At 70.9% G+C, this 14344-nt stretch carries 16 protein-coding genes; 4 read left to right on the top strand and 12 right to left on the bottom strand.

Annotated features, from left to right (window positions below; genetic code table 11):
* Positions 1-16: 16 nt before the first annotated feature.
* Positions 17-991, bottom strand: coding sequence for a menaquinone biosynthesis prenyltransferase MqnP (gene mqnP, locus AC3EN4_RS23060; RefSeq protein WP_435207773.1), 975 nt, complete (start codon positions 989-991; stop codon positions 17-19).
* The gene (locus AC3EN4_RS23055) at positions 991-2448 is read right to left on the bottom strand and encodes a menaquinone biosynthesis decarboxylase (protein ID WP_435207772.1); all 1458 of its coding nucleotides are present in this window, start codon (positions 2446-2448) and stop codon (positions 991-993) included. Before AC3EN4_RS23055 ends, mqnP begins: the two co-directional genes overlap by 1 nt.
* A gap of 248 nt (positions 2449-2696) precedes the next feature.
* Between AC3EN4_RS23055 and AC3EN4_RS23050 the strand changes: the two genes are divergently transcribed.
* On the top strand, positions 2697-3572 hold the full coding sequence (locus AC3EN4_RS23050; RefSeq protein ID WP_435207771.1) for an alpha/beta fold hydrolase: 876 nt from the start codon (positions 2697-2699) through the stop codon (positions 3570-3572).
* A gap of 16 nt (positions 3573-3588) precedes the next feature.
* Here AC3EN4_RS23050 and AC3EN4_RS23045 read toward each other — a convergent pair whose 3' ends face one another.
* The 3 genes from AC3EN4_RS23045 to AC3EN4_RS23035 all read right to left on the bottom strand — a co-directional run bounded on the left by AC3EN4_RS23045 (position 3589) and on the right by AC3EN4_RS23035 (position 5243).
* Complete coding sequence (locus AC3EN4_RS23045) at positions 3589-3777, bottom strand: DUF397 domain-containing protein (RefSeq protein WP_435207770.1); 189 nt, start codon at positions 3775-3777, stop codon at positions 3589-3591.
* On the bottom strand, positions 3768-4547 hold the full coding sequence (locus AC3EN4_RS23040; RefSeq protein ID WP_435207780.1) for a helix-turn-helix domain-containing protein: 780 nt from the start codon (positions 4545-4547) through the stop codon (positions 3768-3770). Before AC3EN4_RS23040 ends, AC3EN4_RS23045 begins: the two co-directional genes overlap by 10 nt.
* Before the next feature lie 141 nt (positions 4548-4688).
* Entirely contained in the window at positions 4689-5243 is a 555-nt protein-coding gene (locus AC3EN4_RS23035; RefSeq protein ID WP_435207769.1) for a carboxymuconolactone decarboxylase family protein, read from the bottom strand.
* A 59-nt stretch (positions 5244-5302) separates the two neighbouring features.
* Here AC3EN4_RS23035 and AC3EN4_RS23030 point away from each other — a divergent pair, with 59 nt between their 5' ends.
* Positions 5303-5779, top strand: a complete 477-nt coding sequence (locus AC3EN4_RS23030) for a MarR family winged helix-turn-helix transcriptional regulator (RefSeq protein ID WP_435207768.1) — start codon at positions 5303-5305, stop codon at positions 5777-5779.
* A gap of 185 nt (positions 5780-5964) precedes the next feature.
* Positions 5965-6153 (top strand): hypothetical protein, encoded by a 189-nt coding sequence (locus AC3EN4_RS23025; protein WP_435207767.1) that lies wholly within the window; start codon positions 5965-5967, stop codon positions 6151-6153.
* A gap of 51 nt (positions 6154-6204) precedes the next feature.
* Here AC3EN4_RS23025 and AC3EN4_RS23020 read toward each other — a convergent pair whose 3' ends face one another.
* The 7 genes from AC3EN4_RS23020 to hemL form a co-directional block, all read right to left on the bottom strand.
* Positions 6205-7548 carry an AAA family ATPase gene (locus tag AC3EN4_RS23020; RefSeq protein ID WP_435207766.1) on the bottom strand — a complete coding sequence of 448 codons (1344 nt, stop codon included), beginning with the start codon at positions 7546-7548 and terminating at the stop codon, positions 6205-6207.
* Between the two features lie 206 nt (positions 7549-7754).
* The gene (gene ccsB / locus AC3EN4_RS23015; protein ID WP_435207765.1) at positions 7755-8732 is read right to left on the bottom strand and encodes a c-type cytochrome biogenesis protein CcsB; all 978 of its coding nucleotides are present in this window, start codon (positions 8730-8732) and stop codon (positions 7755-7757) included.
* Entirely contained in the window at positions 8732-10387 is a 1656-nt protein-coding gene (resB, locus tag AC3EN4_RS23010) for a cytochrome c biogenesis protein ResB (RefSeq protein ID WP_435207764.1), read from the bottom strand. Before resB ends, ccsB begins: the two co-directional genes overlap by 1 nt.
* On the bottom strand, positions 10384-11208 hold the full coding sequence (locus AC3EN4_RS23005; protein WP_435207763.1) for a cytochrome c biogenesis CcdA family protein: 825 nt from the start codon (positions 11206-11208) through the stop codon (positions 10384-10386). Before AC3EN4_RS23005 ends, resB begins: the two co-directional genes overlap by 4 nt.
* Complete coding sequence (locus AC3EN4_RS23000) at positions 11208-11777, bottom strand: TlpA family protein disulfide reductase (RefSeq protein ID WP_435207762.1); 570 nt, start codon at positions 11775-11777, stop codon at positions 11208-11210. The genes AC3EN4_RS23005 and AC3EN4_RS23000 overlap by 1 nt, the downstream gene beginning before the upstream one ends.
* Complete coding sequence (locus AC3EN4_RS22995) at positions 11777-12424, bottom strand: histidine phosphatase family protein (RefSeq protein WP_422737800.1); 648 nt, start codon at positions 12422-12424, stop codon at positions 11777-11779. The genes AC3EN4_RS23000 and AC3EN4_RS22995 overlap by 1 nt, the downstream gene beginning before the upstream one ends.
* A 6-nt stretch (positions 12425-12430) precedes the next feature.
* On the bottom strand, positions 12431-13768 hold the full coding sequence (gene hemL / locus AC3EN4_RS22990; RefSeq protein WP_435207761.1) for a glutamate-1-semialdehyde 2,1-aminomutase: 1338 nt from the start codon (positions 13766-13768) through the stop codon (positions 12431-12433).
* Between the two features lie 199 nt (positions 13769-13967).
* On the opposite strand from hemL, the gene AC3EN4_RS22985 reads away from it, so the two are divergent.
* Positions 13968-14303 carry an STAS domain-containing protein gene (locus AC3EN4_RS22985; protein WP_421474061.1) on the top strand — a complete coding sequence of 112 codons (336 nt, stop codon included), beginning with the start codon at positions 13968-13970 and terminating at the stop codon, positions 14301-14303.
* Positions 14304-14344 lie beyond the last annotated feature (41 nt).

The following is a 14344-nucleotide window of genomic DNA, read 5'->3' as shown; positions in this document are numbered from 1 at the left end:
CCTAGGTCGCCAGGCCCTACGGTCGCAGGTCGAGGCGGATCACCAGGTCGAGCAGGGCGAAGACGAACAGCGCGATGCCGACGAACCCGTTGGCGGTGAAGAACGCCCGGTTGACCTTGCTGAGGTCGGTCGGGGTGACCACCAGGTGCTGGTAGGCGAACGCGACGGCGGTCAGCGCCAGGCCGACCCACCACAGCCAGCCGAACCCGATCAGTGCCCCGAACCAGACGAACAGCCCGAAGGTCAGCACGTGCGTCACGGTCGAGGCGTGCAGGGCGAAGCGGCGACCGTACCGGGCGGGCACGCTGTGCACGCCGATCTCCCGGTCGATCTCGGAGTCCTGGCAGGCGTAGATCAGGTCGAAGCCACCGATCCAGAGGCCGACGGCCGCGCCGAGCACCCAGGCCGGCCCGGAGCCGTCCAGGGTGCCGGTGACCGCGAGCCAGGCGCCGACCGGGCCGACCGCCTGGGCGATCGCAAGGATGGCGTGCGGCCAGTTGGTGAACCGCTTGCCGTACGGGTAGACGACCAGTGGCACCACGGCGAGCGGCGCGAGCATCAGGCAGAGCGGGTTGAGCAGCGCGGCGGCGGCGAGGAACACCACGAGCGCGACGACCGCACCGGTCCAGGCCGTCCGCACGCTCACCGCTCCGGTGACCAGTTCCCGCCCGGCGGTACGGGGATTCCGCGCGTCGATGCGCCGGTCGAGGATGCGGTTGGCGGCCATCGCGAACGTCCGCGCCCCGACCATCGCCACGGTGATCAGCAGCAGGTCGACCCAGCGCACCCGCCCCCCGTCGACCCGCATGGCGCTCAACGCCGAGAGGAAGGCGAACGGCAGGGCGAACACGGAGTGCTCGATGGTGACGAGATCCAGGAAGGCACGCACCCTCCCCCGCGATCTTGCACTTTCTGCTGGGACATCTGGGGAGGAAGGGCGCGAATCATCGACAGAAAGCGCAAGATCGCGAGGGTTGTCGGGGGTCGCCATCAGATCCCGTACTCCTTCCAGCGCTTGTCGACCAGGGCGGTGACCTCGGGGGCCATGGTCATCTCCTCCGGCCAGCCGCGGGTGTAGCCCTCGGCCGGGAGTTTGCGGGTCGCGTCCACGCCCACCTTGCCACCCCAGAACTGCTGGTACGACGAGTGGTCGAGGTGGTCCACCGGCCCCTCGGTGAGCAGCAGGTCCCGCGCGTAGTCGACGTTGCCGAAGGCGCGGAAGGCCACCTCGTTGTAGTCGTGCACGTCGCAGTCCTCGTCGACGATCACGATCAGCTTGGTGAGCGACATGAGGTGCGCGCCCCAGATCGCGTTCATCACCTTTTGCGCGTGCTTCGGGTAGCGCTTGCGGATCGACACGATCGCGCAGTTGTGGAAGACCCCGGCGGCCGGCAGGTCGTAGTCGACGATGTCCGGGATCAGCAGCTTGAGCAGCGGCTGGAAGATCCGCTCGGTGGCCTTGCCGAGGCCGTGGTCCTCCTGCGGCGGCTTGGAGGTGACGATCGAGTGGTAGACCGGGTTGCGCTGCATGGTCATTGCCTCGATGTGCAGCACCGGGAATGGCTCGACCGGGGTGTAGAAGCCGGTGTGGTCGCCGAACGGGCCCTCGGGCAGCCGCTCGCCGGGCTCCAGGTAGCCCTCCAGCACGATCTGCGCGTGCGCCGGGACCTGCAACGGCACGGTGAGGCAGTCGACCATCTCCACCCGCTCGCCGCGCAGGAACCCGGCGAACAGGTACTCGTCGATGTCGCTGGGCAGCGGCGCGCTGGCCGCGTACGAGACGACGGGGTCGCAGCCGATCGCTACCGCGACCGGCAGACGCTGCCCGAGCCGTTCGGCGACCGCGTGGTGGGCCGTGGAGTCCTTGTGGATCTGCCAGTGCATGCCGAGGGTGTTGCGGCCGTGCTGCTGGAGCCGGTAGAGGCCCAGGTTGCGCTTGCCGGTCTCCGGGTGCTTGGTGTGGGTCAGCCCGTAGTTGTGGAAGATCCCGCCGTCGCCGGGCCACACCTGCAATCCCGGCAGCCGGCCGAGGTCGACGTCGTCGCCCCGGTAGACGACCTCCTGGCAAGGCGCGGTCTTGACCTTGCGGGGCGGCACCGACTTGAGCTGCATGACCTTGCCCAGGCCCTCGCGGATGCCGGACCAGCCGACCGGCAGCTCCGGCTTGATCAACGCGCCGATCCGCGCGCCGACCTCGTCCAGCGAGTCGACGCCGAGGGCCATCGCCATCCGCTTCTCGGTGCCGAACAGGTTGATCGCCACCGGCATCTCACCCCGGGTGGGGTGCTCGAACAGCAGCGCCGGACCACCGGCGCGCACGGTGCGGGTGACCACCTCGCTGATCTCCAGGGTCGGGTCGACGGGGACGTCGACCCGGCGCAGCTCCCCGGCGCGTTCCAGGGCCGCGAGGAAATCCTTGAGATCGGTGTACGGGAAGCCACGAGCCATGTCGCCCAGTCTCCCGCACCGGCTGCGGCCCGGCCCACGCCGGGTGCTGTGACACCCGCGACGGCGCCGGCCCGCCCGGCGTGTCCGGCGCTGATCCACTCGGGCTCGCGGAAGTCGGGGTGTCCGGCGGCCTGGGACGGCCCGACTTCCGGGATGTCGAGTCGATCAACGCTTGTGCGCAGGCATGGCCGTCGGTCGAGCGGGTAGCCGGGCAGCCGGCGGCGGATGGGGGCGGACGGGGGCAGCGAATGGGTGGCGATCGGGTTCCGGCGGGGTTCACCGAGCAGCGGGCACGGGTCGGTCGGATCACCATGAACTATGTCCGTGGCGGCAGCGGCCCACCGCTGGTGCTGCTGCACGGGTACCCGCAGTGTTGGTACATGTGGCGGCACCTGCTGCCCGAGTTGGGGCGGTCTTTCGAGGTGGTCGCGCCCGACCTGCGCGGATTCGGGAACAGCGACGCCCCGACCGACGGGTACGACAAGAAGACCGTCGCCGCCGACCTGCACGGCCTGCTCGACCAACTCGGCCTGGTCGGTGACCTGCGAGTGGTCGGGCACGACCTGGGGACGATGGTGGCGTACGCGTACGCCGCCGCCCATCCTGAGCGGGTGAGCCGGCTGGCGCTCACCGAGGCGCCGATCCCCGACGAGAGCATCTACACGTTCCCCGCGCTGACCGCGGGTGGGCCGGGGGTATGGAACTTCGGCTTCTTCACGCTCGGCAACGGGCTGCCGGAGGAACTGGTCCGTGGGCGGGAGTCGCTCTGGGTGGACCGGTTCACCGATGCCCTGATGGTGCGCAAGGGCAGCATCGCCGCGCCGGACATCGAGGAGTTCGCCAGCCACCTGCGCGACCCGGCGCACCTGCGGGCGAGCTTCGCCCACTTCCGGGCGTTCGACCAGGACATCGCCGACAACGCGACGCACCGGGGCACGAAGCTCACCATGCCGGTGCTGGCCGTCGGCGCGTCGGCCAGCCTCGGCGGCCAGGTCGCCGAGCAGGTACGCCGGTACGCCGACACCGTTCGCGGCGAGGTGATCGACAACTGCGGGCACTGGCTGTACGAGGAGCGCCCCGACAAGATGCTCGCCCTGTTGCGCGACTTTCTCGGGGCGGCCTGAGCGGCAGCCCCGAGGGTCAGTGGGTGCGGACCAGGTCGACGAAGGCGCGCCACGCGGTCGGGCTGAAGGTCAGCACGCCGCCGTCGCAGTCCTTGGAATCGCGGACGTGCACCCGGTCGGGCAGGTTGTCGGCGACCTCGACGCAGGCGCCGCTGTTGTTGCCACTGCGGGTGGACTTGCGCCACTGAGCTCCGGTCAGATCCATGGCTTCACGATCTCCTCGAGCAGGTCGATGGACTGCTGCCGGGGCAGCGCGTCGCTGCGCAGACTCTCCCACCTTCCGAGCAGGGTCGCCACCTCGTTGTTCTCGTCGACGGCGGTGCCGCCGGTCTGGTTGTCGAGGAAGCCGAGCCAACTGCCGTCGGCGGTGCGGCCCAGGATGAACGGCCCGAACATGCCGGCGTGCAGCCCGACCGCCTGCGGCAGCACATGCACCCGGATGTGCGGGCGGCGGGCGCACGCCACCAGGTGCCGGAGCTGACCGGCGAGCACGCCGGCGTTGCCCTCGGCGAAGCGTCGCAGGGCGGCCTCGTCGATCACGGCGGTGAGCTGCGGCGGATGCTCCCGGTCGAGGATCGCCTGCCGCTCCAGCCGGGCGGCCACCAGCTCTTCCACCCGCTCGGCGGTGAGCCCCAGGTCGAGCCGGAACACCGTGCGGGCGTAGTCGGCGGTCTGCAACAGCCCGGGAACCATCGTCGCTTCGAAGCAGCGCAACTGGGTGGCCACCCGCTCGACCTCCAACCAGGGGCGGAACCACACCGGCTCGGCGTGCCGGCGACCCAGCTCGCGGAGCGAGACCAGCAGACCGCCGGTGTCGAGCACCTCGTCGGCCCGGGTCAGGTAGGCCAGGTTGGGCACCGTCTGGCCCACCTCGACCGACGACACCATGGACGGTGAGTAGTGCGCCCGTTTGCCGTACTCCTCCTGGCTGAGCCCGGCCGCGAGCCGTGACCGCCGGAGCTGGTCTCTGATCATTTCCGCTGTGGACAGTGTCGTGGTCACCGCGCCTCACCTTCCGCCGTCGAGAGGGGTCACATCGGCCCTTCTGGCGCAAGGTAGCGAAACCGCGACCCTGAGTCAGCCCTCTGCCGGCATGTTGCGGTAACGCGGGTTCGGTCAGGCGGCGGGCGTCCACGCGTGGGCGGCCAGCGGTGGGTCGAGCGGCGCGCGGGTGAGCCGGTTGGCGAAGGTCGAGATCGTGTACGCCCCGACGCCGAACACCACGTCCAGCGCATGCCGTGGCTGGTGACCGGCGGCCAGGAAAGCGTCGAGATCGTCGTCGGGCACCGCGCCCCGGTGTTCGAGGACGGCCAGCGTGAACCGGCGCAGCGCTTCCAGCCCCGGCTCGGACAGCGGCACGCCGGCGCGCAACGCGGTGATCAGCTCGGCGCTCGCTCCGAGCCGGGTGAGCTTGCCGGTGTGCAGGGCGACGCAGACGTGGCACTCGTAGCTGGTAGCAACGGTCAGGACGACCACCTCCTGCTGCACGGGCGTGAGGGCGGTCTGTTCGAAGCCGGCACTGGCGGCGAGGAAGCCACTGAGCAGTTGGGGAGAGTCGGCCATCAGCGCCACCGGGGCGGGCAGCCAGCCGAAGCGGCCTCGTACTCCCTCGATGGCCCGCCGGGCGGCGGCGGGTGCGGTGTCGGCGGTGTGGGCGGTGAAGACGGACATGGGTGCCTGCCCTAAGATAGTCAACGTGGTTGACGAAATAGTAAACATGGTTGTCCAACATGGCAACCACTGATCCCGCCCGACCCGGCTTTCAGCTCCCGTTGCTGCTGCTGGCCGGGTTTCGGACCCTCATCGACGACCTGCACGCCGAGTTGGCCCGGGAGGGGCATCCCGACCTGCGCCCGCTGCACGGGTTCGTGCTCCAGGCCGTGGGCGTCGACGGCACCACCGCCAGCGAGCTGGGGCAGCTGCTGGGCATCTCCAAGCAGGCCGCCGGCAAGACCGTCGACCGGCTGGTCGCCGTCGGCTACCTGGAACGGCTCGACGATCCCGCCGACGCCCGCCGTCGGCTGGTCCGGATGACCCCGCGCGGCGTCGACGGCCTACGTCGCTCGGCCGAGATCTTCGACCGACTGCGCGAGCAGTGGGCCGCGACCCTGGGCGAGGAGCGCGTGGCCGCCATCGAGGACGACCTGCGCACGATGGCCGCCACCAACTGGTTCCGCCTCGACATGCCGGGCTGGTTCGGTGGCTGACCCCTGATCCACACCAGATCGTCGACGTGGTGCCTTGCCGGGCGAAGGATGCCGCCAGATCGCCGACCTGGAGTGGATCAGGACCACGGACCGACGCCGGCTCGGCGGCACGGTGTGCGTCAAGCCCTGCGGACACATCTCACCCGTGCTGGCCGAACGGCCGAACCCGGCGCAGGCTGGTGGGCATGTCGGACGCATACGTCGTCGGCGACCCGGACGGGTTGTCACCACTGCTGGTCGCGGTGCGCGACGCCATCGCCCGGGAACTGCACGCGCAGGTGGCGCTGCGCGGTGAACGCATCGAGCTGGTCGACGTGCCCGAGGTCGCCTACCAGGTCACCCTGCGGGTCGACGAGACCCTGCAACGCCGCTGACCGCGAGCCCGCCCCGAACTGCCGGATGGGAGTGGGGCGCGATCCCGGGTGTCATTCCCCTTGATAAAGGCGCTCCGGATCGACCAGGACGACATCCTGATCGCCGCCAGCTCGCCGCCGAAGGTCGTCCGTGAAGCCTGACCCGCTCACCAGCACGAGCCGGACGTGTCGCGCGTCCAGGCCAGGGCGGGTGGCAAGAAGATCCCGTGCCCTGGCGAGCCGCTCCAGGTCGGCCATCCCTAATGTCCTACCCCATTTGACCTCGCCAATCGCGAGGAGCGGCCGAGGGCTGTCGCCCATCGGTGGCTCACCGAACGCGACCAGATCGAGTTCCACGCTGGTTCGGCTGGCGGGGTCGGTAAGGACGGCGGCACTGGCCTCCGCGACGATGCCGCCGAGCGTCTCCGGTGCGGCAAAGCGCAGCGCCCACTGGCGGACGATCTCCTCGAAGGCCGGCCCCAGCACCGCTGCCGCGTACCGTCGCTGGGATCGACGCCAGACGTCCGCGCCGCGTCGCTGCTCCAACGCTGTCCACGCGGGTCGCATGACCGCCTGGTAGAAGGTGATGAGGGGTTCGGCGATGAGGTACCGGCTCCGGCCACTGCGCAGCGGGTCCGGCTCCCTCGTGAGGAGACCGGCGTCCTCCAACACGGTGAGTGGGTGCTGTAGATCGGTGGCCTTACGGCCGATGTAGCCCGCGATTCCACCTCGGGTGCCGTTGCCGTCGGCGACCGCCGCGAGCACCGAGTGGTAGAGGGCGGTGTCGCGCAGGTCCGGATCCTCGGCCAGCAGGTAACGCGCCTCGCGGAACAGCGGACGCGCCGGGTTCAGCACGGCACGCACGACCCAGTCGTCGAAATCGGTCGGCCCTTCCGGGGCGTCGTCCTGGACGTACTCGCGTCGGTAGGCGGGTGTGCCTCCGACGATCGCGAACACCTGGGCCGCGAGCAACGGATCGTCGATCCCCCAGAATGTCGCCGCCGCTCGATAGTCGAGCGGCGCGACGGGCAGCTCCAGCCCGGCCCGTCCGCGGAGTGGGGCCGAACCTGCCAGGAGGCCTCCCATGAACGAGAGCGCCGAACCGCACAGCAACAGGCGAGTTCGAGAGCCGGTGCGCTCGATCCGGCCCGGGGTGAGCGCATGCTGGATGACCGATGGGAGGTCGCGACTGGCGCGCGCCAGGTACGGGAACTCGTCGATCACCACCGTGAGCGGGCGGTCCCGGCCCAGCGCGAGCAGCGCGTCGACCGCGCTGGGCCAGTCGGCAAGGTGCAGCGGGCTGGGGGCTGCGGTGTGCCGGCCGAGCGCTTCCCCTAGGCGACGGAGCGACTCCGCAGACGTCGCCTCGGTCGCGCCGAAGTAGAAGCCCTGGGTGCTGCGGGCCAGCTCGTACAAGAGCAGAGTCTTGCCCTGCCGGCGGCGGCCGCTGACCACGCCCAGCGTCGCGCCTGGTCGATCGTCCGTGGCGAACCGGACCAGCTCCGCCCACTCGACGTCTCGGTCGAAGATCTCCGCTGGTTTGGCGAATTCCACGGTCACATCCCCACAGAATGTAGAACTACACTTCTAAGAAGTGTAGTTCTACATCTGCCAACTGCAGTTCAGTTCAGCCCGCCGTACGAGTGCAGGCCGGTGAAGAAGATGTTCACGCCGAACAGGTTCATCAGCATGGTGAGGAAGCCGAGCACGGCGATCCAGGTGGCCACGTTCCGCTTCACGCTGGGCGTGGCCCGGGCGTGCAGGTAACCGGCGTAGACCACCCAGGAGATGAACGCCCAGGTCTCCTTCGGGTCCCAGCCCCACGGCCGACCCCAGGCCGCCTCGGCCCAGATCGCGCCGGCGATCACCGCGAACGTGAAGATCGGGAAGGCGAAGGCGTGCAGCGTGAAGGTCAGCCGCTCCAGGCTGGCCGCGGCGGGCAGCCGCTTCGCCAGGGTGTACGGGAAGCTCCGCTTGCCCTGCTCGTACCCGTTGCGCATCAGGAAGCCGACGGCCGGCACCGCTCCGAGCAGGAAGATGCCGGACGCGAAGACGATCGTCGAGACGTGGATGACGAACCAGTACGAGTTCAGGGCCGGCACCAGCGGCACGATCGGCACGTACAGCACCAGTTCGGCGGTGGCCACCAGCAGCACCATGACCAGGGTGAGGAACAGCCCGAGCTTGCGCAGCGACGGCCGCTTCCAGAGCACCACCAGCCAGGCCGCGACCCCGATGAACGTCACCGTGAGCACGAACTCGTACATGTTGCCCCACGGCATCCGGTCAGCCGCGAGACCACGGGTGACCAGCGCCGCGAGGTGCAGCACGGCGGCGACCGCGGTGGCCGCCACCGCGACCATCCCGGCCAGACGTGCCCGGCGGGCCGAGCCGTCCACGGACGGCGGGACCTGCGCGGGCGGCTCGGCGGTCACACCGCCGGCACCGCCGACCCCCGCGCCCACCAGCTCACGGGCGGGCGAGGCCACGGCGGCCCGGGTACGGGCGTTGCCAAGCGCGTACTCCACGGCGTGGCTGATCATCGCGATCAGGTACGTCAGGATCGCGAAGGTCACCAGATTGTCGGAGAGCGCGGACATCACTCGGTCCCTTCTCGCACACCGGCCGGGCCACCGGTTCCGGTGTCGGCACCAGCCCGCTCGGCCGCCCGTTCGTCACCGTTCACGGCGGCGACCAACTGGGCGAACTCGTCGGCGAACCCTGGATAGTCGGTGCGCGGCAACCCACCGGCCTCCATCAAGCTACTACCGTCCGTCGGAGATCCATTCCCGGGGTCGGCCGGCAGCACTCGGAACCACACCCGGCGACGCCGCCCGAACAGCGAGCCCATCAGCCCGACCAGCAGCACACCGCAGCTCACCAGCAGCGGCGTCGAGCCGGGATCGTGCCGGACGGAGAGCGTGACGTACCGCTCGGTGCCCAGGAACTCGACGGTCGTGCCGTCGTCGAGCGTCCACTTCTCGCCCTTGCGGAGCAGCTTGCTGCCGACCTCCTTGACCTTGCCGGCGCGTACCTGCCGCTGGTCGAGTTGGTAGACCGAGCCGGGGATGCCGGCGTCCATGCCGAGGTTGCCCCGGTAGGCGACCAGGTTCAGCGCCGGGTTGCGCTCGGTGGGGTACTCGGAACGCACGAACGGCGGCTGCTGCGGCGCGGTCGGCAGGTAGATGCCGGTGAAGGCCATCTGCTCGCCGGGTACCCGCTTGCCGGTGGCCGGGTCGACGTTCGCGTCCGGGAAGGCGGCCAGCCCTTCGCTGGTCAGACCCATGTCGCCGGTGGTCAGGAAGGGCTCGTCACTGACCTGGCTGTTGCCGTAGCGGTCGGTGTAGCGGATCACCGGGGCGTACCCGTGGCCGAGCAGGTAGACGCTCGCGTCGGCGAGGCGCAGCGGCGAGTTGACCGAGAAGTCCGCGCTGCGGGTCGGCTCGTCCGGGCCGTCGACGGTGACCCGGGCGTTGAAGAACTCCGGCTGACCGGACGGCAGGAACCGGGCCTGGAAGTCGTCCAGCCGCAGGCAGAAGCGGGGCAGGTCGGCGGTGTCGACGCGGGGGCCGAGCTTGGCCTCGGCGTACTGCTGGCGGGTGTTGCAGAACGCGTTGTCCGCGCCCGCCACCAGCAGGCGGTTGCCGCTCCAGCCGTACCACGAGCCCAGCGCGACGCCGATCAGCACCGCGATGAGCGAGGTGTGGAAGAGCAGGTTGCCGGTCTCCTTGAGGTACCCCTTCTCGGCGGAGACCTCGTTCCCGCGTACCTCCACCCGCCAGCGGCGCTTGCGCAGCACCTCGGCCACGGCGTCCACGCCGCCGGCCGGAGCGGGCAGCGTGGTGTGCTGCGGCAGCCGGGCCATCCGCTTGGGCGCGACCGGCGGCCGGGACCGCAGCGCCCGGACGTGGTCGCGCAGCCGGGGCGTGATGCAGCCGATCAGCGAGGTGAACAGCAGCAGGTAGATGGCTGAGAACCAGACCGACCCGAAGACCTCGAACGCGCCGATCCGGTCGAGCCGGGGGGCCCAGTCCGGGTGGTCGACGAAGTACTGGTTGACCTTCTCCGGGCTGATCCCGCGCTGCGGCAGCACCGAGCCGGGGATCGCGGCGATCGCCAGCAGGAAGAGCAGGATCAGGGCCGTACGCATGCTGGTGAGCTGCCGCCACGAGTTGCGCAGCAGGGCCAGGAGCCGGCTGGGCCGGCGGCGCGGCGCCGGGGCCTCGGCCTCCGGGCGTTCGTCGACGACCGTCATATGCTCACCTCGCCCACCCCGACGGTGGTCTGCAGCCAGATCACGAAGCTCTGCCATCCGCCGGTGACCAGCGCCAGGCCGATCAGGATGAGCAGGGCGCCGCCGATCCGGGTGACCCAGCGGCTGTTGCGCCGGATGGCGCGGAAGACCCCGAGCAGGCGCTGGAAGCCCAGCCCGAAGACGACGAACGGTATCCCCAACCCGAGGCAGTACGCCACGGCGAGCACCACGGCCCGGTCACTCTGCCCGCTGGTGGCCGCCATGCCCATCACCGCGCCGAGCGTCGGCCCGGTGCACGGCACCCAGCTCAGCGCGAAGACCGCGCCGAAGACCGGGGCGCCGAGCAGGCCGGCCGACGGCAGCCGGGAGATCCGGAACTCGCGTTGCAGCGCCGGGATCATCCCCAGGTAGCCCAGGCCGAGCACGATGATCAACGCGCCGACGACGATCTCCAACTGCCGCTCGTAGTCGAAGAAGACCCGACCGATGCCGGCGAACAGGATCGCGGTGGCCACGAAGACCACGGTGAAGCCGGCGATGAAGAGCAGCGTCCCGGCCAGCACCCGGCCCTTGACCGCCGCCACCGCCGCCGTCGTCCGCTCCCGGACCGCGACGCCACCAGCGCCGTCCGGGGCCGGGTCCGCCGCCGGCCGCCGGCCGTCGAGATCCGCGCCGGCCAACCCGGTGACGTACGACAGGTAGCCCGGCACGAGTGGCAGCACGCACGGGGAGAGGAAGCTGACCAGGCCGGCGAGCGCTGCCGCGCCGATGGCGAGCACCAGCGGCCCGCTCCGAGCCAACTCCTCGAACGTCTCGCCCATCAGTTCGACGCCGGCTTCTCGGCCGCGACCCGCTCGACGATCGGTTGCAGGCCCTCCTGCTTCACGGCGGCCCGGATCACCGAGGCGACCCGCCCCTCCCGGTCGAGCACCACCGTCGCGGGGACGGTGTTCGGCGGGATGTCGAGGTCGAGCGCCAGTCGGCTGGCCGGGTCGAACAGGCTCGGATAGGTGACCCGCCCCTGCTCGAACGCCTTGGCCTTGTCCCGCGAATCCTGCACGTTGATGCCGAGGAAGGTCACGCCGGAACCCTTGGTGGCCTGGTAGACGGCCTCCAGGTCGTCCGCCTCGGCCCGGCAGGGCGCACACCAGGAGCCCCAGAAGTTGACCACCACGACCTGGCCCCGGGCCTGGGTCACGTCGTACGTGCCGCCGAGGAGCAGCTCCCCGGCGAGCTTCGGCGGAGCCGAGCGCTGGTCCGGCGCGCACTCGATGATGCCGTCCGAGGTGGTCGAGCAGGTCTTCTCCTGCCCCTTCGCCGACGTACAGCCGACCAGCGCCACCGCGGCGACGGCGGCGAGCAGACCGGCGGTCCACCTCCGGGCGTTCATCAGGCCCCCTTGGCCGTCCGGGCTGTCGCGGAGAGAGCGACGAGGTGCGCGGCCGGCTCGCTGTAGCCGATGCCCTCCACCTTCGCGCCGTCGAAGTGGAACGACGTGAGGCTCGCCAGCCCGCACTGCCGCTTACGCGGGTCGTGCCAGAGCCGCTTGCGCTCGACGTAGCGGCGCAGCGTCCAGATCGGGAGCTGGTGTGACACCAGCACCGCCTCGCGCCCCTCGGCGGCGACCCGGGCGGCGTGCACGGCCGCGAACATCCGCTCGGCGATCGCCCGGTACGCCTCACCCCAGGACGGCGTCACCGGGTCGCGCAGCACCCACCAGTTGCGCGGGTCGCGGAACGACCCGTCGCCCGGGGAGACCTTCTTGCCCTCGAACCAGTTGGCGCTCTCGATCAGCCGCTCGTCCACCCCGACGGGCAGCCCGAACTGGGCGGCGATCGGCTCGGCGGTCTGCTGGGCGCGCTCCAACGGGCTGGCCACCACGTGCACGATTTCCCGCTCGGCGAGCCCCTGCGCGGCGGCCTTGGCCATCTGCACGCCCAGCTCGGAGAGGCGGAAACCGGGCAGCCGCCCGTACAGGATCTGGTCGGGGTTGTGCACCTCGCCGTGCCGGAGCACGTGGACCACCGTCTTCGCCACTGTTCACTACCCCCCGTGACCGGCCGCTGCCGCCGCGTTCGCCGCCGTCGGCAGCGCGGCGGCGATGTGCTCCAGAGCGGCGTCGTCGATCGCCGCCGAGACGAACCACGACTCGAACGCGCTCGGCGGCAGGTAGACGCCGGCGGCAAGCATCGAGTGGAAGAACGCCTTGAACGCCGGCACCTGCTGGGTGCGCGCGCTGTCGTAGTCGACCACGTCGGCGTCGGTGAAGAAGATGGAGAACATGCTGCCCGCGTACGACAGGCGGTGCGGGACCCCGGCGGCGGCCAGCGCGTCGGACGCCAGCTTGCCCACGACGGCGGCCGTGTCGTCGAGCTTGCGGTAGAGCGCGTCGTCGGCGAGCCGCAGGGTCGCCAGACCGGCGGCGCAGGCCAGCGGGTTACCGGAGAGCGTCCCGGCCTGGTAGACCGGGCCGGCCGGCGCGAGACGCGCCATGATGTCCGCGCGCCCGCCGAACGCCGCGGCGGGCAGGCCACCACCCATGACCTTGCCGTACGTCCACAGGTCCGCGTCGGAGGCGTCGAGGCCGTGCCACCCGGCGCGGGAGACCCGGAACCCGGTCATCACCTCGTCGACGACGAGCAGGGCGCCGTGCGCGTGCGCGATCCGGGCGAGCTGCTGGTTGAAGCCGTCGCGGGGGGCGACCACGCCCATGTTGCCGGCGGCGGCCTCGGTGATCACGGCGGCGATGTGCGGGCCCTCGGCGGCGAACGCCTCCTCGACGGCCCGGATGTCGTTGTACGGCAGCACGATCGTCTCGCTGGCCGCCGCGCCCGTGACGCCGGGCGAGTCGGGCAGGCCGAGGGTGGCCACGCCGGAACCGGCGGAGGCGAGCAGCGCGTCGACGTGACCGTGGTAGCAGCCGGCGAACTTGACGATCTTGGAGCGACCGGTGAAGCCACGGGCCAGCCGGATCGCCGACATGGTCGCCTCGGTGCCGGAGTTGACCAGGCGGACCTGCTCCACCGGCGTCCGGTCGACGATCTCGGCGGCCAACTCCACCTCGCCCGGCGTGGGCGTGCCGAAGCTGGTGCCCCGGGCGGCGGCCGCCTGCACGGCGTCCACCACCTCGGGGTGGGCGTGCCCGAGGATCAGCGGACCCCACGAGCACACCAGGTCGACGTAGCGACGACCGTCGGCGTCGAACAGCCACGGCCCCTCACCACGGACCATGAAGCGCGGGGTGCCACCGACCGCCTGGAAGGCACGCACGGGGGAGTTGACCCCGCCGGGCACGATGGCGCGGGCGCGGTCGAACAGGGCCTCGGAGGCCGGCGCGTCGGCCGGGTAACGGCCAGATCCGGCGGAAACGATGTCGGTCACGATGCGGCCATTGTGTCAGCGCCGGACCGTCAGGCAGCAGCCACCCCGGGCGAGGGTTACCGGGCTCACCCGCTTCCGACGCTCGTCACGGGCTCGGCGGGCGGTGCGGGCGTCCGGCCGGGTGTCGGGTGGCGCGGGGTCGCAGCGCGGCTCGTCGCCTCGACAGGCCGGGTCAGCTAGATCGCGCTAGGCTGACCGGGTGGATCGTGCCGAACTGTCCATCACGCTACACCGGACGGGTGACGAAGCAGTACTTCGCCTGGCCGGTGAGATCGACATGCTCACGGCCGCCCAGCTCAGCACCGTGGTCAACGAGGTGCTGACCGACCCGCCTCCGCGGATCGTGCTCGACCTCGGCGGCGTCACCTTCTGCGACTCGCAGGGCCTGGGCACCCTCGTGGTGCTCAGCCGCAAGGCCAGCCACGCGCAGAGCCTGCTGATGCTCACCCATGTGGGCGATTTCCTGATCCGCGTCCTGGACATCACCGGCCTCCGCAGCGCCCTGATGATCCGCAACGACCAACCCACCGGCTAACCCCCACCCTCCCCGGGCACTGTCGGCCCTCGACCACCCTG

The sequence above is a fragment of the Micromonospora sp. bgisy143 genome (genome assembly GCF_057708145.1).
The sequence above is the reverse complement of the archived record's forward strand: the minus strand, read 5'-3'. Positions and strand labels throughout refer to the sequence as shown.

Excerpts from the sequence above, each read along its gene's own strand:
- mqnP (WP_435207773.1), bottom strand. The coding sequence starts at position 991 with ATGGCGACCCCCGACAACCCTCGCGATCTTGCGCTTTCTGTCGATGAT.
- AC3EN4_RS23055 (WP_435207772.1), bottom strand. The coding sequence starts at position 2,448 with ATGGCTCGTGGCTTCCCGTACACCGATCTCAAGGATTTCCTCGCGGCC.
- AC3EN4_RS23050 (WP_435207771.1), top strand. The coding sequence starts at position 2,697 with ATGGGTGGCGATCGGGTTCCGGCGGGGTTCACCGAGCAGCGGGCACGG.
- AC3EN4_RS23045 (WP_435207770.1), bottom strand. The coding sequence starts at position 3,777 with ATGGATCTGACCGGAGCTCAGTGGCGCAAGTCCACCCGCAGTGGCAAC.
- AC3EN4_RS23040 (WP_435207780.1), bottom strand. The coding sequence starts at position 4,547 with ATGATCAGAGACCAGCTCCGGCGGTCACGGCTCGCGGCCGGGCTCAGC.
- AC3EN4_RS23035 (WP_435207769.1), bottom strand. The coding sequence starts at position 5,243 with ATGTCCGTCTTCACCGCCCACACCGCCGACACCGCACCCGCCGCCGCC.
- AC3EN4_RS23030 (WP_435207768.1), top strand. The coding sequence starts at position 5,303 with ATGGCAACCACTGATCCCGCCCGACCCGGCTTTCAGCTCCCGTTGCTG.
- AC3EN4_RS23025 (WP_435207767.1), top strand. The coding sequence starts at position 5,965 with ATGTCGGACGCATACGTCGTCGGCGACCCGGACGGGTTGTCACCACTG.
- ccsB (WP_435207765.1), bottom strand. The coding sequence starts at position 8,732 with ATGTCCGCGCTCTCCGACAATCTGGTGACCTTCGCGATCCTGACGTAC.
- resB (WP_435207764.1), bottom strand. The coding sequence starts at position 10,387 with ATGACGGTCGTCGACGAACGCCCGGAGGCCGAGGCCCCGGCGCCGCGC.
- AC3EN4_RS23005 (WP_435207763.1), bottom strand. The coding sequence starts at position 11,208 with ATGGGCGAGACGTTCGAGGAGTTGGCTCGGAGCGGGCCGCTGGTGCTC.
- AC3EN4_RS23000 (WP_435207762.1), bottom strand. The coding sequence starts at position 11,777 with ATGAACGCCCGGAGGTGGACCGCCGGTCTGCTCGCCGCCGTCGCCGCG.